Raw genomic sequence first — 20,741 nt, forward strand, 5'->3', positions numbered from 1 at the left:
ATTCAACCCGGCCGGAGAGCTTTCATTCCGCACGCCCCGCACATTTCCCTTGGCGCGGGGGTGAACGCGAGGTGTCAGTCCCAGGCGGTGCCGAGGCGGAACAGGCGGTCGGCGTACTCGATCTGGGTCTGCCAGTCGGCCGGCCAGGCGGCCAGGCCGAGCGCCGCGCCCGCGAAAGCACCGGCCAGGCAGGCGATCGAGTCGGAGTCGCCGGACGAGGCCGCGCCGCGGCCGACGACGGCGACCGGCTCCTCGGGCGAGATCAGATAGACGTAGAGCGCGGTGGCCAGCGCCTCCTCGGCGATCCATCCCGCGCCGGTGGCCAGGCACGGGTCGCCCGCGTAGTTTCCGGCGGCGAGCGCCGCCTTGACCCGGTCCAGCGCGGCCGCGCACTCGTCCCAGCCCAGCGCGATGAACTCCTCCGGTGAGGAGACGGTCGGCCGCTGCCAGAGCTCGCCGAGCCAGTCGCCTCGGTAGATCTTGCGCTGCTCGGCGCAGCGTTCGCGAAGCGCTTCGAGCAGAGCGGACGGCGCGAGGCCGTCACTGAGCCATCGGACGGCGTACGCCGTGAGTTCACTCGCCGCCAGCCCGGTGGGGTGACCGTGGGTCAGCCCGGCCTGGAGTTGCGCCGCACCGGCACGCTGGTCGTCGCTCAGCCCGGGCACCAGGCCGACCGGCGTGACCCGCATGTTCGCCCCGCAGCCTTTGGAGTCCGACTGGGTGGCCCGGGTCCACGGCCGGCCGTCGGCGAGCGCCGAGCACGCCCGCAGGCACGTCATGCCGGGTGCCCGGTCGTTCTCCGGGCTGGCCGCCCACTCCACGAACCGCCGGCGCAGCACCGGCTCGAACGTCGCCGGGGTGATCGAGGACACCTCAAACAGCGCCTCACCGACCGCCAGCGCCATCTGGGTGTCGTCGGTGACCAGGGCGGGCTCGCCCTCCAACCGGCGCGGGCCGCCCGGACCGTATCGGGCCACGATCTGCGCGTATTCCTGGAACTCGGTGGGTTTACCCAGTGAGTCCCCGTACGCCAACCCGAAGAGCGATCCCGACGCAGCACGCATGCGGACAACTTTAGGTAGTACGTCAACGGTGGCGCGATTCGCGCAAGATGGTGCACATGCCGGATCCGCTGCAACCAGTGCTCGGTGGGGACGCCCCGTTCGACGCCACCGAGTTCGAGATCGAGTCGCGCGCCGAGTTCGACTCACATCTCGCCAAGAAGACCCTGGCCGGACTCGTCGTCCTCGGCCTGCGCCTGGACCGGGATCCTCCGGATCTCTCCGGGACCGACGTGAGTGACACGCTCTTCGTCGGCTGCCGGCTCGCCGGGCCCGAGGTGGAGATCGACCTGATCCGCCGCGGCGCGCATCTGGTCCCGCCGTTCCGCACTCGCCCCTATCCCACCCACCCCGCGCTGCTCTACACCCCCGATGACCTGGCCGACGGGTTCGCCGACGGCGGTTTCGCGGGCATGTACGACACCGTCGTCTACGACCACTTCGTCGCGCACGGCGGCGCGGTGCCGGACATCCGGGAGGCGCTCGCACAGCGCCTGCACGACGCCGGGGTCGACAACGCGCTCGGCAAGGCCCTGGCCGCGTGGGCCGGGGTGCACGGCCACGAGGGGCCGGTCGGGATCATGGGCGGGCACGCGGAGCCGCGCGGGTCGGCGGCGTACCGGATGGTCGCGGCCCTGACCCGGCAGCTGGCCGCGGCCGGACGGCTGATCGTGACCGGTGGGGGGCCCGGGGTGATGGAGGCCGCGAACCTCGGCGCCTACTTCGCGTCCCGGACCGAGGGCGAGCTCTCGGACGCGATCGACCAGCTGTCGGTCGCCCCGCGGTTCCAGGACCACGACCCGTACACGGCGGCCGCCCTCGCGGTCCGCGCCGCGTATCCCCTGCCGGAGACCGATCTCGCCGGCCGGCTCAAGCACGGCGGCCTGGCACTGCCCACCTGGCTGTACGGCCACGAGCCGGCCAACCTGTTCGCCGGGCAGATCGGTAAGTACTTCTCCAACGCCGTACGCGAGGACTCGATCCTGCGCCTGTCCCGCGGCGGCATCGTCTTCGCCCCCGGCTGGGCGGGCACGGTCCAGGAGATCTTCCAGGCCGCGACGAAGACGTTCTACCGCACCGACGGCCCGTCCGGGGCCTTCGTCTTCCTCGGCGTCGAGCACTGGTCGGCGCTGCCCGTGGTGGACCTTCTGGGACCACTGCTGACCCGTTCGCCGCACGGCGACCAGTCCGACCTGATCGTGGTTACCGACTCTCTGGAGGATGCGGTGTCGGCCCTGCTCAAGTGAGCTGGCGGGCATGCCGCACACTGCGCACATGGTGAGCTTCGTACTACTCCTGGGGGCCTTCATGGTGTTGATCCTCTTCACGATCTCGGCGATCGCGGCGGTGCTCATCTTCCGGGCCGCGAAGCGCGGCCGGCCGGTCGGCGGCGGCCGCTCGCATCGCTCCCGGCACAGCGACAGCGGGCCGTTCTACTCCTCGTCCCACGACGGCGGCGGCTCGTCCGACGACCACTCCTGGGGTGACAGCGGCGGCAGCTCATGGGGTGACAGTGGCGGTGGCGGCGGCGACAGTGGTGGTGGAGGCGGCGGTGGCGACTGATTGCCGCGGCTGGCACCCATACCCCACACTGCAGCCATGCTGACGACGGTGTTGTTCCTGATGGGCCTGGTGATCGCCGTGGCGGTCGCGATCCGCGTCTCCCGCCGGGCCAACAGCGGCGCCGGCGCGCACGACTACCGGGCCGGCGTCCATCACCCCGGCTCCGGGCACTACGGCGGCGACGCGTCGGCGGGCGGCTTCGGCGGCGGGTCCTGCGACTCCGGCGGGGGCGGCAGCAGCTGCTGAGCCGGCCCGGCGGTCAGGCGACGTGGACGCGACGCCAGTGCACCGCCGGCAGGTCGGCTTCCGGTACGTCGGTGAGCCCGTTCTCGTCCATCGCGTTGTAGATGGCGAGGCGGGCCCCGTCGAACAGGAACTCGACGGCGTGCAGCATCCGCGGCCGCCAGTCCGCCGAGGTGGTCCGCTCGATGATGTTGACCGCGCGCAGGTGGCGACCGCGGGCCCGGCGCAGCGCGGCGTGCGGGTCGGCGCGCCAGTCGAAATGCTCATACCAGTCGATCGGCACCGACATGTCGATCTGATCCCAGGTGATCGCACACTCGTCGAATTTACGGTGCGTGACCTCTACGCGACTCAAACCGAAATCGAGGATCACCGGGCCGTCGGCGAACCAGCCTCGCTGGGCCATGTCCCACATCAGCCAGCTTGATCGCAACTTACGGCCGATGAGCCGCACAAACATGTGTCGATGGGTGGCCGCGAGGGCTTCGGCATCGTGATGCCACTCGGGTTTCCAGCCCTCGATACCGAGCACGACCACCGTCCCTTGATCAAGACGACCGATCGTACCCATGTCTCTGTGTAACCCCGCAAGACGACGACGGCCGGTCCCCGCGTTCGGGGACCGGCCGAAGCCGAACGATTACTTCGAGAGAGTGGTACCGGTCGACCGAAGGTGCTCGCACGCCTCGACGACCCGCTTGGCGAGACCGTTCTCGGCGAGCTTGCCCCAGGCGCGCGGGTCATAGGCCTTCTTGTTGCCGACCTCGCCGTCCACCTTGAGCACACCGTCGTAGTTGCGGAAGAAGTGGTCCGCGACCGGGCGGGAGAACGCGTACTGCGTGTCGGTGTCGATGTTCATCTTCACCACGCCGTAGTCCAGCGCGCCGTGGATCTCCGAGAGCAGCGAGCCGGAGCCGCCGTGGAAGACCAGGTCGAGCGGCTTCTCCTTGCCGTACTTGGCGCCGATCGCGTCCTGGATCTCCTTGAGGATCTCCGGGCGGAGCTTCACGTTGCCCGGCTTGTAGACGCCGTGCACGTTGCCGAAGGTCAGGGCGGTCAGGTAGCGGCCCTTCTCACCGAGGCCCAGGGCGGCGGCGGTGGCCAGGCCGTCCTCGACGGTCGAGTAGAGCTTGTCGTCGATCGCGGCGGATACGCCGTCCTCCTCGCCACCGACGACGCCGACCTCGATCTCCAGGATGATCTTGGCGGCGGCGGTGTCGGCGAGCAGCTCCTCGGCGATCTGGAGGTTCTCCTCCAACGGCACGGCCGAGCCGTCCCACATGTGCGACTGGAACAGCGGCGCCAGACCCTTGGCGACGCGCTCCTTGGAGATCGCGATCAGCGGGCGGACGAAGCCGTCCAGCTTGTTCTTCGGGCAGTGGTCGGTGTGCAGCGCGACGTTGATCGGGTACTGCTTCGCGACCTCGGTGGCGAACTCGGCCAGCGCCACGGCGCCGGTGACCATGTTCTTGATGGTCGGGCCCGAGACGTACTCGGCGCCACCGGTGGAGATCTGGATGATGCCGTCGCTGCCGGCCTCGGCGAAGCCCTGAAGGGCCGCGTTGAGGGTCTGCGAGGACGTCACGTTGATCGCCGGGTACGCGAACGCGCCGTTCTTGGCGCGATCGATCATTTCGGCGTAGACCTCGGGGGAAGCGATAGGCATCGGTGCGCTCCTTGCTCTTTTCTACGGGCAGCAGAGGGCAGGACCGCGCTGTCCTCCAGCAGGCAGTATTCCGCAGTTGCGGTGCGTAGCGGAAATCACCCCGAAAACCGCACTGCGATTCCGGCACTCAGCCCATATCGCGCGATCATCCTCGGGGCATCTCCGCACTACTGGGGCGGATCGCGGCTGGTGGTGCCGGGGTTGTGCTCGCTCTCTGTGTTCGGGCTCGGCTGATTGCTGGCACATGCCGGTTTGTGCGGCATCGGAACCGGGGAACGCGCACCATGGATAGGAGCCGAGCCGGCGACAACGGAAGGGAGCCGAGATGACGCGCCCGATGGACGAGGTCGACGTGGAGACGCCCGAGGTCGACGCGGCAGAGCAGGCCAGGGTCGCGGTCCCGAGCTGGCAGGACGACGAGCCGGAAGAGGTACCCGCGGTCACCGAGGCCAACGAGTGGGACGCCCAGGAGCAGGGCCGGGTCGTCGAGTTCGACGACGACTACCGCTGATTCCCGCCCGCAAATCGATCGCCCGATTCGCTCGGCGCTGCCACCATCGGTCGCGTGCTTCTCACCGTGACGACCACCCGCCGACCCGCGACCGATCTTGGATACCTGCTGGTCAAGCATCCCGACAGGGTCCATGCCTTCGACGTCCCCACCGGTACGGCGTACGTCATGTACCCGGAGGCCACCGACGACCGGTGCACCGCCGCGCTGGTGCTGGACGTCGACCCGCAACGGCTCCGGGCACAGAAGGACGCCTTCGAGCTGAGCCAGTACGTCAACGATCGCCCGTACGCCGCCTCCAGCCTGCTGGCGAGCGCCCTCGCCAAGGTCTTCCGCAGCGCCCTGCGCGGCGCCTCCAAGGACCGCCCGGAGCTGGCCGCGTCGGTGCTCCCGCTGGAGATCCGGGTCCCGGCCCTGCGCGGCACGAGCGAGCTGGTCACCCGCCTCTTCGCGCCGCTCGGCTGGACCGTGACCGCGACACCGATCCCGCTCGAGGCCGAGCTCGGCGGCGACAGCCGTTACGTCGACGTGCGTCTCGTCGGTGAGCTGCGGCTCGCCGACGCCCTCAACCACCTCTACATCCTGCTGCCGGTCCTGGACGACGCGAAGCACTACTGGGTCGCGCCGGACGAGATCGAGAAGCTGCTGCGGTCCGGTGCGGGCTGGCTCGCCGGCCACCCGGAGAAGGTGCTGATCGCCCGCCGCTACCTGGCGCACCGCAGGTCCCTCGCGACCACCGCTCTGCAGCTGCTGGAGGCGGAGGAGCCGGCCACCGAAGAGGAAGAGGAGCTGCCCGTCGCGCGTAAGGCTCCGCTCGCCGAGCAGCGGCGCGACGCGGTCGTCGCCGCACTGACCGAGGTGAACGCGGCCCGCGTGCTCGACCTGGGCTGCGGCGGCGGCGCCCTGCTCACCGCACTGCTGAAGAACCGGCAGTTCACCGAGATCGTCGGAGCCGACGTCTCCAGCCGCGCGCTCGAGCAGGCCGCCCGCCGGCTCCGCCTGGACCGCCTCCCGGAGCGGCAGAAGGACCGGATCAAGCTGATCCAGACCGCACTCACCTATCGGGACGACCGGCTGCGCGGCTTCGACGCCGCGGTGCTGATGGAGGTCATCGAGCACGTCGACCTGCCGCGCCTGCCGGCCCTGGAGGCCGCGGTCTTCGGCCACGCACGGCCCACCGCCGTCGTCGTGACCACGCCGAACGTGGAGTACAACGTGCACTACGAGGGCCTCACCGGGATGCGGCACTCGGACCATCGCTTCGAGTGGACCCGCGCCGAGTTCGCCGACTGGGCTTCGCGGATCGCCACGGAGTACGGCTACGCCGTGACGGTCCGCGGTGTCGGCGATCCGGACGAGATCACCGGCTCACCGACCCAGCTCGCCCTCTTCACGATCAGCACGGAGGTGACCGCATGATCCTCGACGTTCCCGAGCTGTCGCTCGTGGCGCTGGTCGGCATCTCCGGTTCCGGCAAGTCGACCTTCGCCCGTACGCACTTCCAGCCGACCCAGGTCCTCTCCTCGGACTTCTTCCGCGGCCTGGTGGCGGACGACGAGAACGATCAGTCGGCCTCGTCCGACGCCTTCGACGTGCTGCACTACGTGGCCGGCAAGCGACTGGCGGCCGGCCGGCTCACCGTGGTCGACGCCACCAACCTCCAGACCCACGCCCGCGCCGGACTGGTCAAGGTCGCCCGCGAGCACGACGTGCTGCCGGTGGCGATCGTGCTGGACGTGCCGGAGTCGCTGGCCTGGGAGCGGACGCAGGCGCGCGAGGACCGTACCTTCGGTCGTCAGGTGGTCACCCGCATGCACCGTGACCTGCGGCGTTCGCTGGGCCAGCTGGCCCGCGAGGGATTCCGCAAGATTCACGTGCTGCGCGGCGTCGACGAGATCGCGGCCGCCGAGATCCGCTACGAGAAGCTCTTCAACGACCTGCGCACCGAGCACGGTCCGTTCGACATCGTCGGCGACGTGCACGGCTGCCGGGCCGAGCTGGAGGCGCTGCTCGGCAAGCTGGGCTGGGAGCTGACCCGGGACGAGCAGGGTCGGCCGGTGGACGCCGTGCACCCGGAGGGGCGCAAGGCCGTGTTCGTCGGCGACCTGGTCGATCGCGGGCCGGACTCGCCGGGCGTACTGCGGCTGGTCATGGGCATGGTCAAGGCTGGGCACGCGCTGTGCGTACCGGGTAACCACGAGCAGAAGCTCGCCCGCAAGCTGAACGGGCGCAACGTCCAGCTCACCCACGGGCTGCCGGAGACCCTGGAGCAGCTGGAGTCCGAGGATCCGGCCTTCGTCGCCGAGGTGCGCGCCTTCATCGACGGCCTGATCAGCCACTACGTGCTCGACGACGGCGGGCTGGTGGTCGCGCACGCCGGGCTGAAGGAGGCGTACCACGGGCGGGCGTCCGGCCGGGTGCGCAGCTTCGCGCTCTACGGCGAGACCACCGGCGAGACCGACGAGTACGGCCTGCCGGTCCGCTACCCGTGGGCGAAGGAGTACCGCGGTTCGGCCGCCGTCGTCTACGGTCACGTGCCCACGCCGCAGCCGGAGTGGATCAACAACACCATCTGCCTGGACACCGGCTGCGTCTTCGGCGGCGCGCTCACCGCACTGCGCTGGCCGTCGCGCGAGCTGGTCGCGGTGCAGGCGGCGAAGGAGTACTACGCCCCGGTGCGACCGCTGATCGCGGTCGCGACCAAACCCGATCAGGGCCTGGACATCGCGGACGTGACCGGTCGCAGGCACATCGATTACGGGTACGGGCGGACGACCGTCCCCGCCGAGAACGCGGCCGCCGCACTGGAGGTGATGGGACGGTTCTCGGTCGACCCGGAGACGCTGGTCTGGCTGCCGCCCACCATGGCACCGTGCTCCAGCTCGACCGTCGACGGCTACCTCGAGCATCCGTCGTCCGCCTTCGCCGAGCTGCGCGCCGCCGGGGTGAGCCGGGTGGTCTGCGAGGAGAAGCACATGGGTTCCCGGGCCGTGGTGCGGGTCTCGGCGTCCGGTGCGGGCGACGCGATCTGGACCCGTACCGGCCGGCCGTTCTTCGGGCCGGAGCTGGACGAGCCACTGCTCGCCCGGGTCCGGGCCGCGGCCGGGCCGCTCTTCACCGAGCTGGGCAGCGACTGGCTGCTGCTCGACGCCGAGCTGCTGCCGTGGTCGGCGAAGGCCGGTTCGCTGATCCGCGACCACTACGCCGGGGTGGGCGCGGCCGGCCGGGCCGCCCTGCCGGCCGCGCTGCGGGTGCTGGACCAGGCCTCGGCTCGCGGGCTCGACGTCGCCGCTCTGCGGGACCGCCTGGAGCTGCGGTCGGCGGAGATCGACGGCTACTCGGCGGCCTACCGGGCGTACGTGAAGCCGACCGACGGTCTCACCGGTGTCACGCTCGCTCCCTTCGCAGTGCTCGCCGGCGCCGGCGTCTCGTACGCGAAAAAGGACCATGACTGGCACCTGGCGCTCGCGGACCGCCTGGTCGCGGCAGACCCGCAACTGTTCACGCCGACCCGGCGCATGATCGTCGACCTGGCCGATCCGGCCGATGAGGCCGCCGCGACCGACTGGTGGCTGGCGCTGACCGCGGCCGGCGGCGAGGGCATGGTGGTCAAGCCGTGGGCCGGTCTCGCCGCCACCGACGACAACGGCCGTCTCGTGCAGCCCGGGGTGAAGTGCCGCGGGCGGGAGTACCTGCGGATCATCTACGGTCCCGAGTACACCCGGCCGGAACAGCTGGACCGGCTGCGCCAGCGCAACCTCGGCCGCAAGCGTTCGCTCGCACTGCGTGAGCACGGGCTGGGTCTGGCGGCACTGGACCGGCTCGCCGAGGGCGCGCCGCCGTGGCGTGTGCACGAGCTGGTCTTCGCCATCCTCGCCGCGGAGTCCGAGCCGGTCGACCCGCGGCTCTGACCGTACGGCCAGTTCTTACCGGGCACGCCTCATCCACAGCATTCATACAGGTACCGGCCCGCAACGGGCCGGTACCCTGGCTCCTCGTGGACATCCATGCGCTCACCGAGCCGCTCGCCCTGAACCCGATGGACCCGAAGGATCTGCTCCAGGCCTTCGGGTTGCCGGGTGTATTGGCCATCCTCTTCGCGGAGACCGGCCTTCTGGTCGGTTTCTTCTTCCCGGGTGACTCCCTGCTGTTCCTGGCGGGCGTGGCGGCATCGGCCGTAGCCGACTCGATCTTCGGCGAGGGTGCCCGGCTGTCGATCGCCGGCCTGCTGATCGGTGCGCCGATCTGCGCCATCGTCGGCGCGCAGCTCGGGCACTGGCTGGGCGCGAAGTACGGCCGGCGGATGTTCGACAAGCCGGACTCGAAGCTGTTCAAGAAGGAGTACGTCGAGAAGGCCGAGTACTACTTCGAGAAGTTCGGCCCGGCCAAGGCCGTGGTGCTGGCCCGGTTCATCCCGATCGTCCGGACGTTCCTCAACCCGGTCGCGGGCACCCTCGGCATGCCGGCCAAGCAGTTCTTCATCTGGAACGTGGTCGGCGCGATTCTCTGGACCGACGGCATCATCCTGATCGGCTACCTGCTGGCCGAGCAGATCTACGCCGCCATCGGCGACCAGATCGACCACTACATCCTGCCGGTGGTCGCGCTGATCATCCTGATCTCGGTGCTGCCCATCCTCATCGAGATCCTGCGCGAGCGGCGGGCGAAGAAGAAGGGCACGTCCATCGCGGAGCCGGCCACCGCGATCGGTGTGGTCGCCGCGGCCACCGTCGCCGGCCTCGCCGACGCCGCGCACGACGAGTTCGAGAAGCACCACCACCACGGCCACGAGCAGCAGCCGGCGCACCCGGCCCAGCAGGTGCCGGCCTACCAGGCCCCGGACGCCTACCCGGCGCAGCAGACCTACGGTCAGCCGCAGACTTACGGCCAGCCGCAGACCTACGGCCAGCCGCCACAGACGTACGGCCAGCAGCCCGGCTACGAGCAACAGCCGGCGTACGGTCAGCCGCAGTACGACCAGGAGCAGTACGGGCAGCCCCCGGCCCCTCAGCCGAGGCAGCAGGGCTACGGGCAGCCGCAGCCGTACGACGACCAGCAGTGGCCGCGCGGCTGACACGAACCAACAGAAACGGCCGGCTCCGGGTAACCCGGGGCCGGCCGTTTCTGTGGTGTCGTCGCTGTGAGCGCGCCGCCTGCCACCCACTTGCGCCGGAAGCCCGCGCTTCGGCCGGGAGCAGGCAGGTGCCCGCGTGGTGATTCGGTGAAGGTGTGGTTTCGGGGACAGCCGGTTACGCGTACCGATGATGATGTTGCGAAACCGAAATGCCCACCGCGACCACGGGAGATCAGACCGTGACGGCGCCGCTGGTGCCGTGGAGCCGGTCGGCGAACTCTTCCGGGCAGTCGCGCAGATTTTCCAGCCGGCCGGCCGCCAGCGCCCGGTAGGTGAGCGAGGCCGCCTCTTCCAGGTTGCGGGCCCGCTTGTGGGCCAGTTCGACGGAGTCGCCCATCACGACGCAGCCGTGCTGGCTGAGCACCAGGCAGTCGGTGCCGTCCGCGGCCATGGCCGCGGTCAGAGCCGCCAGTTCGGTGCTGCCGGGGAGACGGAACGGCACGATCGACACACGCCGTAGGTAGAACGCGTGGTCGGTGGTGACGATCCGGATGTGCTCGCCCAACGCGTCCAGCAGCAGGGCCGTCTGCGGGTGCAGATGGACCACCGCGTTGACGTCGGGCCGCGCCCGGTAGAGCGCGAGGTGCAGCGCCAGTTCGCTGGTGGGCTCGATCCGCGGTGGCGGCATGGTGCCGATCATCGCGGGCTCACCGTCGGAGATCCGAACCGGCGCGAAGGTGTTCCGGCTGAGCCGGTCGAGCCAGGAGCCGCTCGCGGTGACCCAGATGGCGTCCTCGTCGGGGATGCGGGCGGACAGGTTGCCGCCCGATCCGCACACGAGGCCGGCTTGGACCACGTCGTAACCCACGTGCGCGAGCTGATCACGCAGGTCGCCGGGAACGTAGTTCACCCGTTCCTCCTCGATCCGCTTCGACGAAAGGTCCTCGGCCTGGCGTCACGACCCCCATGCTCGGTGACGCCAGGCGATACCCAACGGTCAGCGGGCCTTCTTGGTGGCCCGCTTACGCGGCGGCGTCAGCAGGTCGGCGATGGTGGCGATGGCCGTCGGCACCAGCCGGTAGTACGCCCACACACCCCGCTTCTCCCGCTCGAGCAGACCAGCCTCCGTAAGGATCCGCAGGTGGTGGCTCACAGTCGGCTGCGACAGGCCCAGAGGAGCCGTCAGGTCGCAGACACAAGCCTCACCGTCCGTAGCGGACTGGATAAGGCTAAGCAGCCGCAGCCGGGCCGGGTCGGCGAGCGCCTTCAGCACTCCCGCCAGGCGCTCGGCGTCAGCGCGTTCAATCGGCTCGCCGGCAAGCGGCGAGATCTGAGGCATAGTCATTTCCGCCAACGCAGTTCCCACGATCTCCATCCTTCCACCAACTGCATCGATTCTCCTGCATGTATGCAGGAACGAACCGGCTAACTTTCAGGCCGTAAGGCCGACTTCGATCGCCGGGTCGGACGATCAGCCCAGCGAGTCGGCGGTCTGTGCCAACACGCTCAACCGATCAACCAAAACCGCGACACCGACTTCGGTCTCTGCCTCTGCAACGCCTCAGCCGCCATCTGGTCGCTACCCATCCGTGTCGAGCTCTCGATCCCCGTCTCCGGAGTGAGGCGGGCCACATTGTCATTTCGTCGATTGTTTCGGCTCACCGATCCCCGACGATGACCCGGCACAGAACGCATCGACTCCATCACGCCGCACTGCGCGATCATTTGACCGCCACTCTCCGACCCAACAGCTCACGACCCGATGAAAGCACGACGCCACGCTGCGCGACGGCCAATTCAGTGATGAATTTACGCAGGTCGTCCCGTGCTTCCATGACATCGAGCGTACTGGCTTGAAGGAAACCGGAATCTTTCGCCCCGCCGGGGCGGAACGGAACTATTGACCCACGGCTTTGCCAGCCTCTGTAAACAAGGTTTACAGATCTTACTACGGATCTCAGCCTTTCCAGCGACCATAGATGCAGCTCAAAGCAGGTAACGACCGTACGGTACCCGCGTAACCCCCAGGATCACCTGGTGGGTGGGCTGTGAAGGTGCTGTGAAGCCCCGAAATCACGTTTGTCCGTCCAGGCGAAAACAACCACCAACTGGCCGACCTAGATCTATCCGGACAGCCGATCGAGTGACGGCAACCGAAACGGACAGTACCCGTTCGAGTGACCCACAGTCGTCGATACGGGACCGGGTTTGCGAAGTTACCGAAGAGTTCAGTCCCGCGGTTGCGACCCGGGCTCGCGTTCTCCTGTTTGTTCGGACGAACTGGTGGGTTGTTCGGGACCCGGTATGGGCGGTGATTGTGGCGGGGCCCACGTGTGGTGGTCGTCACCGGTGGTCGAGTGTGGAGGCACCGGAGCACTCTGCGGCTGATATGCCGGATACCCCCAGCCGGCCGGCGGGTAGGCGCCGGGCCCGGGATAAGCCGGCGGCTGCCCGTATCCGGCCGGCGCGCCGGGCCAATTTCCCGGCGCTGGGTACGGATAGCCGCCGAGGTGGGGGTGGGCCGGCGGGTTGCCGCTTGCCGCGCTGCCGCTTGCGAAGAACGGCCGCGGCGCCAGCAGTAGGAGGACCGCCACCACCAGGTAGGCGAGCACCTGAGCGGCGGCCACCGCGACGTTCAGGCTGATCCAGCCGTTCGGGTACGCCGCACCCAGCGCCGCCCCGACCGAGCCCGGCAGCGCCTCACCGGCCCGCTGACCCGCGATCGCCAGCAGCGAACCGATGCCCGCCAGGAAGCCGAGAACACAGATACCCAGCGTGACGCCCCGGGCCAGGCGGCTGCCCCGACGCAGACCCACCCCGAGGACGGCGAAGAGGGCGACCACCAGGACCGCCATCACGAGGGCGACCGCGGCGTCGATCCAGATCACCGAGATGAACGACTCGACCTGATCGGTGTCCCCGGTGGCATCCCGGAACCGGTCGATGGTGCCGGGCGCGATCGCCACCATGCCGATCGCGTACGCGAGCCCGACCACTGCCATGGTCCAGAGCAGAACGACGGCTGTCGTGACGGCGGCGGGCCGAGACCGGGCCGGCGGCGCGACGACGGGCGGCTGGACGGCGTACGACATCGATGGCTCCCGCAGGGTCGGCTGGCAAAAACCTACCGCCTGCTGTGCGTTCACGTGGCCGGACCGGACCTCTCGGAGGAGGTCCGGTCCGAATTCGATCAGGCCGGGTCGGTCGGCGGCCGCTGTTGCCGGTCGTCCTCCGCCGGCGGCTGGTCACCGCTGGGCGGCGGTGCGGCCCAGGGATCGCTGGCCGGTTGCCCAGAACCCGGGGTGTGAGTGCCGTGCTGGCCGGGGTACGGCGGCAGGCCCGGTGCCGGCTGGCCCGGCTGGCCGTACTGCTCCGGCGTGCCGAGGTGTCCGGGGTAGCCGCTCGGTGCGCTCGAGTGCGGCGTGCCGTACGGATTCGGCTGGCCGGGGTACGGCCCGGCGGAACCCGGCTGGCCGGGGTACGGCGGAGCAGAGCCCGGCTGGCCCGGCTGGCCCGGATAGGAGGGCGCGGAACCCGGCTGGCCGGGATAGGGCGGCGCAGAACCCGGCTGACCCGGATACGGCGGCGCAGAACCCGGCTGACCCGGATACGGCGGCGCAGAACCCGGCTGACCCGGATACGGCGGCCCAGAGCCCGGCTGACCCGGATACGGCGGCCCAGAACCCGGCTGACCCGGATACGGCTGGCCGTAAGCGGGATACCCCGGCTGCCCGTACGCCCCCGGCTGGTATCCGGGGTAGCCCGGATACTGCCCGGCCGGGTTCCAGGCCACCGGCTTGCGGAAGTAGGCGTTCGACTTCGGCAGCGCCAGCAGGATGATCACAGCGATGAGCGCGATCAGGGTCAGCACGGTAAGCGTCATCACCACCGGCGTGTACCAGCTCGGCAGCGTGTCGGTGAGGGTCGCCTCGAACTGCTGGTCGGTCGGCCCGCCCTCGGTCGTACTGGTGGTCACCGCACCGGGCACCGAGTCGAGCAGGGCACCGGTGTTGCAGCAGAGCCCGATGCCGGCGAAGACCCAGGTGACGATCCGGGCCGGGTTCTTGCCGAGGCCATTCAAGATCGACAGGGTCACCAGCCCGACCGCGATGATTACGTAGAGCCCGGCGAAGACGACGAGCGTGGCCTTGATGACGCTGCCCACCTCGCTGTCGAACTCGGTGCCGCCGTACGAGGTGACGTAGGCGTCCTCCACGTCGCCCAGAGTCGCCAGCAGCACGACGGCGATCAGCAGCTGCGCCGCCGCGACGCCGTAGAGCAGGAGCGACGCCAGGGTCACGGTGACCGGCCGCGCCGGCCGCGGGGACGGTGCCGGATTTGGTGATGAATATGTGGGAACGGTCACACTGCCCTCCTCTAGATCCATTTACGGTATCGGTCGGAGGCCATATCCCGCGACCGGGTCTCACGGTCGGCAACCGTGTGGCAACATCGGGCAACGATGGCCTCAACCACCCCAAAAGGTCGCTCGTTCGGGGGGCGACACGGCTTCGCACGGCCACCTAGACTTCGACCCCGTGGCGTCCAGCTGGCAACAGGTTCCTCCAGCGGCACGCCTTGCCCGCACGAGTCGCCCGCCCCGAGCACAGGTCTCCGGGGCCGAGGCAGACCGGCTTACGGCACCTATCCCAATAGGCAGGCCGCGTGACCACGCCGCGGCCGCCCCAGACTTCAGGACCGGTGACTTCCATGCCCCATGCCGACACGCTCACCGTCATTCACCATGACGACACCCGGACGAGGTTCAAAGACGTCCGGTACCAGCTGCACCGCAACGGGATACGGATCTGGTCCGCGGACGGCGAGCACGCCATCACGGACATCCTCATGACACACGCCTACCGGCAACGGGAGGCAGAGCAGTAGAAAAAGGGCCCCGGGAAACCCCGGGGCCCTTTTTCGGGTACGTGATCAGCCGCGCCGGACCGCGAGGCCCTCCTTGGCCTCGCCCAGCTCGACCGCCACGGTGTCGCCGTCGCGGATCTCGCCGGCCAGCAGCGCCTTGGCCAGCTGGTCGCCGATCGCCGACTGGATCAGGCGGCGCAGCGGGCGGGCGCCGTAGATCGGGTCGTATCCGTGCTCGCCCAGCCAGTCCACCGCAGCGGGGGTGACGTCCAGGTCGAGCCGCCGGTCCGCGAGCCGGTTGCGCAACCGGGCGAGCTGGATGTCGACGATGGCCGTCAGGTCGCTCTTGGTGAGGGCGTGGAAGACCACGATGTCGTCCAGCCGGTTCAGGAACTCCGGCTTGAAGTGCGCCCGGACCGCGGCCAGCACCTCATCGTGGCGCTCCTCGTCGCTCATGGTGAAGTCGGAGTTCGCCGACCCGAGGTTCGAGGTGAGCACCAGGATGGTGTTGCGGAAGTCGACCGTACGCCCCTGGCCGTCGGTCAACCGGCCGTCGTCGAGCACCTGGAGCAGCAGGTCGAAGACGTCGGGGTGGGCCTTCTCCACCTCGTCCAGCAGCACCACGCTGTACGGCCGGCGCCGCACCGCCTCGGTGAGCTGGCCGCCCTCCTCGTACCCGACGTAACCGGGCGGGGCGCCGACCAGCCGGGCCACCGAGTGCTTCTCCCCGTACTCGCTCATGTCGATGCGGACCATCGCCCGCTCGTCGTCGAAGAGGAAGCCCGCCAGGGCCTTGACCAGCTCGGTCTTGCCGACGCCGGTGGGACCGAGGAAGAGGAAGCTGCCGGTGGGCCGGTCCGGGTCGGCGATGCCGGCCCGCGCCCGGCGGACCGCCCCGGCGACCGCGGCGATGGCCTCCTTCTGGCCGATCACCTTGGCCTGCAGCGACTCCTCCATGCGCAACAGCTTGGCGGTCTCGCCCTCCATCATCCGGCCGGCCGGGATGCCGGTCCACGACGAGACCACCTCGGCGATGTCGTCGGCGCCGACCTCCTCCTTGACCATCGGCGGCTCGTTGTCCTCCTGCTCGGAGTCGGATGCGGCCTGCATCTCCTTCTCCAGAGCCGGAATCACCTCGTAGAGCAGGCGGGACGCCTCGAGCAGCTCGCCGTCACGCTGCGCCCGCTCCTGGGCGGCCCGGGCCTCGTCGAGCTGCTTCTTCAGCTCGCCGACCCGGTTCAGGCCGCCGCGCTCGCGCTCCCACCGGGCGTTCAGCGCGGTGAGCTCCTCCTCGCGGTCGGCGAGGTCGGCCACCAGGCGTTCCAGCCGGGCCACCGAGGCCGGGTCGGTCTCCTTCTCCAGTGCCAGCTTCTCCACCCGCATCCGGTCCACCTGGCGTTGCAGCTGGTCCAGCTCGACCGGCCGGGAGTCGATCTCCATGCGGAGCCGGGAGGCGGCCTCGTCGATCAGGTCGATCGCCTTGTCCGGCAGGAACCGGTCGCTGATGTAGCGGTCCGACAGGCTGGCGGCCGCGACCAGGGCGGCATCGGTGATCTGTACGCGATGATGCGCCTCGTACCGCCCCTTGAGGCCGCGCAGGATGCCGATGGTGTCCTCGACCGTGGGCTCGCCGACCACGACCGGCTGGAAACGCCGCTCCAGGGCCGGGTCCTTCTCGATGTGCTCGCGGTACTCGTCCAGCGTGGTAGCGCCGACCATCCGCAGCTCACCACGGGCGAGCATCGGCTTGAGCATGTTGCCGGCGTCCATCGAGCCCTCGCCCTTGCCTGCGCCGACGACCGTGTGCAGCTCGTCGAGGAAGGTGACGACCTGCCCGTTCGAGTTGCGGATCTCCTCGAGGACGCTCTTCAGCCGCTCCTCGAACTGGCCGCGGTACTGCGCGCCGGCGACCATCGCGCCGAGGTCGAGCGAGACCAGCTTCTTGTCGCGCAGGGTCTCCGGCACGTCGCCGGCCACGATCCGCTGCGCCAGTCCTTCGACGATGGCGGTCTTGCCGACGCCCGGCTCGCCGATCAGCACCGGGTTGTTCTTGGTACGCCGGGACAGCACCTGCACCACCCGGCGGATCTCGGCGTCCCGCCCGATCACCGGGTCAATCTTGCCGTCCCGGGCCAGCGCGGTCAGGTCGACGCTGTACTTCTCCAACGCCTGGTACGTCTGCTCCGGATCGGCCGTGGTGACTCGCCGGTCACCGCCACGAACCTGCGGGAACGCCGCGACCAGCGCGTCCTCGGTGGCACCGGCGTCCTTCAGTGCCCCGCTCACCACGCCGCCGACCCGCGCCAGGCCGGCAAGCAGGTGCTCGGTCGACACGTACTCGTCGCCGAGCGGTTTGGCGATCAGATCGGCCGAGCCGATGGCGTTGACGAACTCGCGGGACAGGCCGGGCTCGACCGTACTGGCCCCGCGCGCGGAGGGAAGTTGCTCGATCGCTCGAGCGGCGGCACGGCGGATGTCCGCCGGGTTGGCTCCGACCGCCCTCAGCAGTGCGGTCGCGGTGGATCCCCCGGTATCCAGCAGCGACAGCAGCAGGTGCCACGGCTCCACCGTGGCGTGTCCGCGCCGACCCGCGTCGGCGACCGCCGCGGTGATCACTTCGCGGCTCTTGGTGGTCAGACGTTCGGTGTTCATCAGCTCCCCAAGACTTGAGCGCGTTCCGCTCAACTTTAGCGCGGTGTCGCCAGCGGTGACGGTCAACACCGCACCGGGCCGCCAACAGGTAAGAAGCCGTAACGTAAGCAGTCGTGTCCCTGTCCCGGCGGTTCGTTCCTCTCGGCCTGATGTTCCTGACCACCGGCATCGCCACCGCGGTGGTCGGACCGTTCCTCGGCCTGTTTCTCAGCACGGCGGTCGAGGCGAGCCCGGTTCAGGCGACCTTCTTCCTGGTGACCGCCTCGCTCTCCGGCGTGGCGATGTCCTGGGCGATCGGCCGCATCTCGGACCGGCGGCCGATGCGACGCACTCTGCTGATCATCGCCGCCCTGGCCGGCTGCGCCGGCGCCGGCCTCACCGCCTTCATCCGCGATTACTGGGTGCTGCTCGCTCTGACCGCGACGGCGACGGCCATCGCCGGGTCACTCTTCCCCCAATCCTTCGCGTACGCGCGACAGGCGCTCCAACGTGACGATCCCAGCCGGGCCGCGATGGGCATCAGCATGCTCCGCACCGTGTTCTCGATCGCCTGGGTCGGCGGCCCGGCGCTCGCCGCCTTCCTCCTGGAGGCCGGCGACTTCCGGTACGTCTACGGCACCGCCTCGATCTTGTACCTGGTGGCCGCGCTCGTGGCGGTGCGCTGGCTGCCCGAGATGGAGGCCCCGGCCGCACCCCGGGACGGCGAGACCCACTCGGCCCGCCCGCCTCGGGTGGTCTACCCGATCCTGGTCGGCTTCGCACTGATGCAGACCTCCATGGTGCTCGGCGTCCAGGCGATGCCGTTGTTCGCGAGCACCGAGCTGGGCGGCTCGGTCGGCGACGCGGGCCTGGTCCTGGGCCTGTGCGCCGCGCTGGAGATCCCGCTGATGCTGGGCTTCGGCTGGCTCTCCACCCGGCTCCCGATTCGCCGGATCATTCTGGTCGGCGCCGCCTGCGGAGTCCTCTACCAGGCCCTTGCCTGGTCGGCCACGTCGGTGTGGATGCTGGCGGCCGCCCAGGTCCCGAACGCCATCCTGATCGCCGCGGTCTCCGGCCTGGGCATCTCCTACTTCCAGGACATGATGCCCCGCTACCCGGGCCGGGCCACGACGATGTTCACCAACACCTTCCCGATCGCGCAGATCCTCGCCGCTCCGCTCTTCGGCCTCGCCCAGGAGTTCGGCTTCCGCCTGGCGTACGGGCTGAACCTAGGTTTGAGCGCGCTGGGCCTGCTCCTGCTGCTGATCTTCCGGCCACCGGCCTCGAACTCGGGGCAACCCGCCGAACCCGCCCCGCAAACGGCCGTCGACCAGGCGTAATACGACTGATCCGGCCGGTCCGTCTGGTTCGGGGCTGGAACCGTCGATCTGCGGGCTAACGTTGGCGTCGTGCGCGTACGGGTGGAACAGACTCCGCTGCCGGGAATCGGCGTCCGCCATGACCTGGTGACCTCCTCCGGTCGTACGGTCGGGGTGGTCTCGCACCGCAACGGCCGCCGCGACCTGGTCCTGTACGACGTGGACGATCCCGACTCGAGCCTGGCCTCGATCCCGCTCACCGACGACGAGGCGGAGGCCCTGGCCGACGTCCTCGGCGCGTCGCTGATGCTGGGTCAGCTGGCCGGCCTCCGGCAGCAGGCGGCCGGCCTGCTCACCGAGCAGATCGCCCTGCCCGCCGGCTCCCCGTTCGTGGGCCGCAAGCTGGGCGACACCCGCACCCGTAGCCGTACCGGCGCCTCCATCGTGGCTGTGCTCCGCGATCGGGAGGTGATCGCCTCCCCGGGTCCCGCGTTCAAGTTCGAGGCGAACGACGTGGTGGTGGCGGTCGGCACCCGCAAGGGCCTGGACGGCGTCACCGCCATCCTGGCCGGCGACGACGACGGCTGAGCGCCGTGCAGCACCACACGACGATCCTGCTCATCGAGATCGGCGCGCTGCTGTTCGGCCTCGGCATGCTCGGTCGTCTGGGCCGCCGCTTCGGTCTCTCCCCGATCCCGCTCTATCTACTGGCCGGCCTGGCGTTCGGGCACGGTGGGGTGATCCCGCTCTCGGCCAGCGAGGAGTTCATCGGCATCGGAGCCCAGATCGGCGTGATCCTGCTCCTGGTGATGCTGGGCCTGGAGTACTCCGCCGACGAACTGGTGGACAACCTTCGCTCGGCGGCACCGGCCGGCCTGATCGACATGCTGCTGAACGCGTTGCCCGGTGCGGCGTTCGCCTTCCTCCTCGGCTGGGGCTGGGAGGCCGCCCTGGTGCTGGCCGGCATCACCTGGGTCTCCTCGTCCGGCGTGATCGCCAAGGTGCTCAGCGACCTGGGCCGGGTCGGTAACCGGGAGACTCCGGTGATCCTCTCGGTGCTGGTGATCGAGGACCTGGCGATGGCCTTCTACCTGCCGATCGCCACGGCGGTGCTGGCCGGGTCCGGGTTGATTCCCGGGCTGAGCACGCTCGGCGTCGCGGTGGTCACGGTGATCGCGGTCCTGGTCGTGGCGATCCGGTACGGCGGCGAGATCAGCCGCTTCATGTCGGTGAAGGACCCGGAGGCCCTGCTGCTCAGCGTTCTCGGACTGACGCTCTTCATCGCCGGGGTGGCCGGCGAGCTGAAGGTCTCCGAGGCGGTCGGCGCCTTCCTGGTCGGCATCGCGCTCTCCGGGCCGGTGGCTCATCACGCCACCCAGATACTCTCGCCGCTGCGCGACCTGTTCGCCGCGGTGTTCTTCGTCTTCTTCGGGCTGTCCACGGATCCGGCCGACGTGCCACCGGTCCTGCTGCCCGCTCTGGGCCTGGCCGTGCTCACCATGCTGACCAAGGTGATCACCGGCTACCTGGCCGCCCGCCGGGTGGGTATCGCGCTGCCGGGCCGGCTCCGCGCCGGTCTGGCGCTGATGCCCAGGGGTGAATTCTCGGTGGTCATCGCCGGCCTGGCAGTCGCGTACGGAGTGGACCCGCGGCTCGCCCCGCTCGCCACGGCGTACGTGTTGATCACCGTGGTGACCGGGCCGATGCTGGCGCGCCTGCCCGACTACCGGTGGTTCAAAGAGCTGGTTCGGCGCCGGATGGCGGCTCAACAACGTGCCACAAAACCGCTGCCGACCCCCGAGTGACC

19 protein-coding genes are annotated in these 20,741 nt (G+C 69.8%); 11 read left to right on the top strand and 8 right to left on the bottom strand.

What is annotated here, in order from left to right:
* Window positions 1-74 precede the first annotated feature (74 nt).
* Window positions 75-1,064, bottom strand: a complete 990-nt coding sequence (locus I4J89_RS03140) for an ADP-ribosylglycohydrolase family protein (RefSeq protein ID WP_196412288.1) — start codon at window positions 1,062-1,064, stop codon at window positions 75-77.
* A gap of 56 nt (window positions 1,065-1,120) precedes the next feature.
* On the opposite strand from I4J89_RS03140, the gene I4J89_RS03145 reads away from it, so the two are divergent.
* From I4J89_RS03145 to I4J89_RS03155, 3 genes are read left to right on the top strand one after another with little or no spacing between them, the layout of a single operon-like run.
* The gene (locus I4J89_RS03145; protein WP_196412289.1) at window positions 1,121-2,308 is read left to right on the top strand and encodes an LOG family protein; all 1,188 of its coding nucleotides are present in this window, start codon (window positions 1,121-1,123) and stop codon (window positions 2,306-2,308) included.
* 28 nt (window positions 2,309-2,336) lie between these two features.
* Window positions 2,337-2,624 carry a hypothetical protein gene (locus I4J89_RS03150; RefSeq protein WP_196412290.1) on the top strand — a complete coding sequence of 96 codons (288 nt, stop codon included), beginning with the start codon at window positions 2,337-2,339 and terminating at the stop codon, window positions 2,622-2,624.
* 36 nt (window positions 2,625-2,660) lie between these two features.
* A complete protein-coding gene (locus I4J89_RS03155; RefSeq protein WP_196412291.1) occupies window positions 2,661-2,870 on the top strand; it encodes a hypothetical protein in 210 nt (69 codons plus the stop codon).
* 13 nt (window positions 2,871-2,883) lie between these two features.
* Here I4J89_RS03155 and I4J89_RS03160 read toward each other — a convergent pair whose 3' ends face one another.
* Window positions 2,884-3,438 carry a hypothetical protein gene (locus I4J89_RS03160; protein WP_230858309.1) on the bottom strand — a complete coding sequence of 185 codons (555 nt, stop codon included), beginning with the start codon at window positions 3,436-3,438 and terminating at the stop codon, window positions 2,884-2,886.
* A 69-nt stretch (window positions 3,439-3,507) separates the two neighbouring features.
* Entirely contained in the window at window positions 3,508-4,533 is a 1,026-nt protein-coding gene (gene fbaA / locus I4J89_RS03165) for a class II fructose-bisphosphate aldolase (RefSeq protein ID WP_196412292.1), read from the bottom strand.
* 325 nt (window positions 4,534-4,858) lie between these two features.
* Here fbaA and I4J89_RS03170 point away from each other — a divergent pair, with 325 nt between their 5' ends.
* The 4 genes from I4J89_RS03170 to I4J89_RS03185 all read left to right on the top strand — a co-directional run bounded on the left by I4J89_RS03170 (window position 4,859) and on the right by I4J89_RS03185 (window position 10,118).
* Entirely contained in the window at window positions 4,859-5,044 is a 186-nt protein-coding gene (locus I4J89_RS03170) for a hypothetical protein (RefSeq protein ID WP_196412293.1), read from the top strand.
* A gap of 54 nt (window positions 5,045-5,098) precedes the next feature.
* Entirely contained in the window at window positions 5,099-6,463 is a 1,365-nt protein-coding gene (locus I4J89_RS03175) for a 3' terminal RNA ribose 2'-O-methyltransferase Hen1 (RefSeq protein WP_196412294.1), read from the top strand.
* A complete protein-coding gene (locus I4J89_RS03180; protein WP_196412295.1) occupies window positions 6,460-8,955 on the top strand; it encodes a polynucleotide kinase-phosphatase in 2,496 nt (831 codons plus the stop codon). Before I4J89_RS03175 ends, I4J89_RS03180 begins: the two co-directional genes overlap by 4 nt.
* A gap of 86 nt (window positions 8,956-9,041) precedes the next feature.
* Window positions 9,042-10,118 (top strand): DedA family protein, encoded by a 1,077-nt coding sequence (locus I4J89_RS03185; protein WP_373688089.1) that lies wholly within the window; start codon window positions 9,042-9,044, stop codon window positions 10,116-10,118.
* 232 nt (window positions 10,119-10,350) lie between these two features.
* On the opposite strand, the gene I4J89_RS03190 is transcribed toward I4J89_RS03185, so the two are convergent.
* From I4J89_RS03190 to I4J89_RS03205, 4 genes are all read right to left on the bottom strand, one after another.
* Window positions 10,351-11,028: a class II aldolase/adducin family protein gene (locus tag I4J89_RS03190; protein ID WP_196412296.1), complete on the bottom strand. Its 678-nt coding sequence runs from the start codon at window positions 11,026-11,028 to the stop codon at window positions 10,351-10,353.
* An 87-nt stretch (window positions 11,029-11,115) separates the two neighbouring features.
* Window positions 11,116-11,493, bottom strand: coding sequence for an ArsR/SmtB family transcription factor (locus I4J89_RS03195; RefSeq protein WP_014440216.1), 378 nt, complete (start codon window positions 11,491-11,493; stop codon window positions 11,116-11,118).
* An 853-nt stretch (window positions 11,494-12,346) separates the two neighbouring features.
* Entirely contained in the window at window positions 12,347-13,210 is an 864-nt protein-coding gene (locus tag I4J89_RS51240) for a hypothetical protein (protein WP_196412297.1), read from the bottom strand.
* Between the two features lie 98 nt (window positions 13,211-13,308).
* Window positions 13,309-14,484, bottom strand: a complete 1,176-nt coding sequence (locus I4J89_RS03205; RefSeq protein WP_196412298.1) for a hypothetical protein — start codon at window positions 14,482-14,484, stop codon at window positions 13,309-13,311.
* A gap of 344 nt (window positions 14,485-14,828) precedes the next feature.
* Here I4J89_RS03205 and I4J89_RS03210 point away from each other — a divergent pair, with 344 nt between their 5' ends.
* Window positions 14,829-15,005: a hypothetical protein gene (locus tag I4J89_RS03210; RefSeq protein WP_196412299.1), complete on the top strand. Its 177-nt coding sequence runs from the start codon at window positions 14,829-14,831 to the stop codon at window positions 15,003-15,005.
* 45 nt (window positions 15,006-15,050) lie between these two features.
* Here the strand turns inward: I4J89_RS03210 and clpB are convergent, their stop codons facing one another.
* Window positions 15,051-17,636, bottom strand: a complete 2,586-nt coding sequence (gene clpB / locus I4J89_RS03215) for an ATP-dependent chaperone ClpB (RefSeq protein WP_196412300.1) — start codon at window positions 17,634-17,636, stop codon at window positions 15,051-15,053.
* A gap of 113 nt (window positions 17,637-17,749) precedes the next feature.
* Here clpB and I4J89_RS03220 point away from each other — a divergent pair, with 113 nt between their 5' ends.
* The 3 genes from I4J89_RS03220 to I4J89_RS03230 all read left to right on the top strand — a co-directional run bounded on the left by I4J89_RS03220 (window position 17,750) and on the right by I4J89_RS03230 (window position 20,739).
* Entirely contained in the window at window positions 17,750-18,955 is a 1,206-nt protein-coding gene (locus I4J89_RS03220; RefSeq protein ID WP_309238167.1) for a sugar efflux transporter, read from the top strand.
* A gap of 69 nt (window positions 18,956-19,024) precedes the next feature.
* Window positions 19,025-19,522 carry a cation:proton antiporter regulatory subunit gene (locus I4J89_RS03225; RefSeq protein ID WP_196412301.1) on the top strand — a complete coding sequence of 166 codons (498 nt, stop codon included), beginning with the start codon at window positions 19,025-19,027 and terminating at the stop codon, window positions 19,520-19,522.
* 65 nt (window positions 19,523-19,587) lie between these two features.
* Window positions 19,588-20,739, top strand: a complete 1,152-nt coding sequence (locus I4J89_RS03230; protein ID WP_230858358.1) for a cation:proton antiporter — start codon at window positions 19,588-19,590, stop codon at window positions 20,737-20,739.
* Window positions 20,740-20,741: the final 2 nt, after the last annotated feature.

It is taken from the genome of Actinoplanes aureus (assembly GCF_015704865.1).
GTDB classification, from domain to species: domain Bacteria; phylum Actinomycetota; class Actinomycetes; order Mycobacteriales; family Micromonosporaceae; genus Actinoplanes; species Actinoplanes aureus.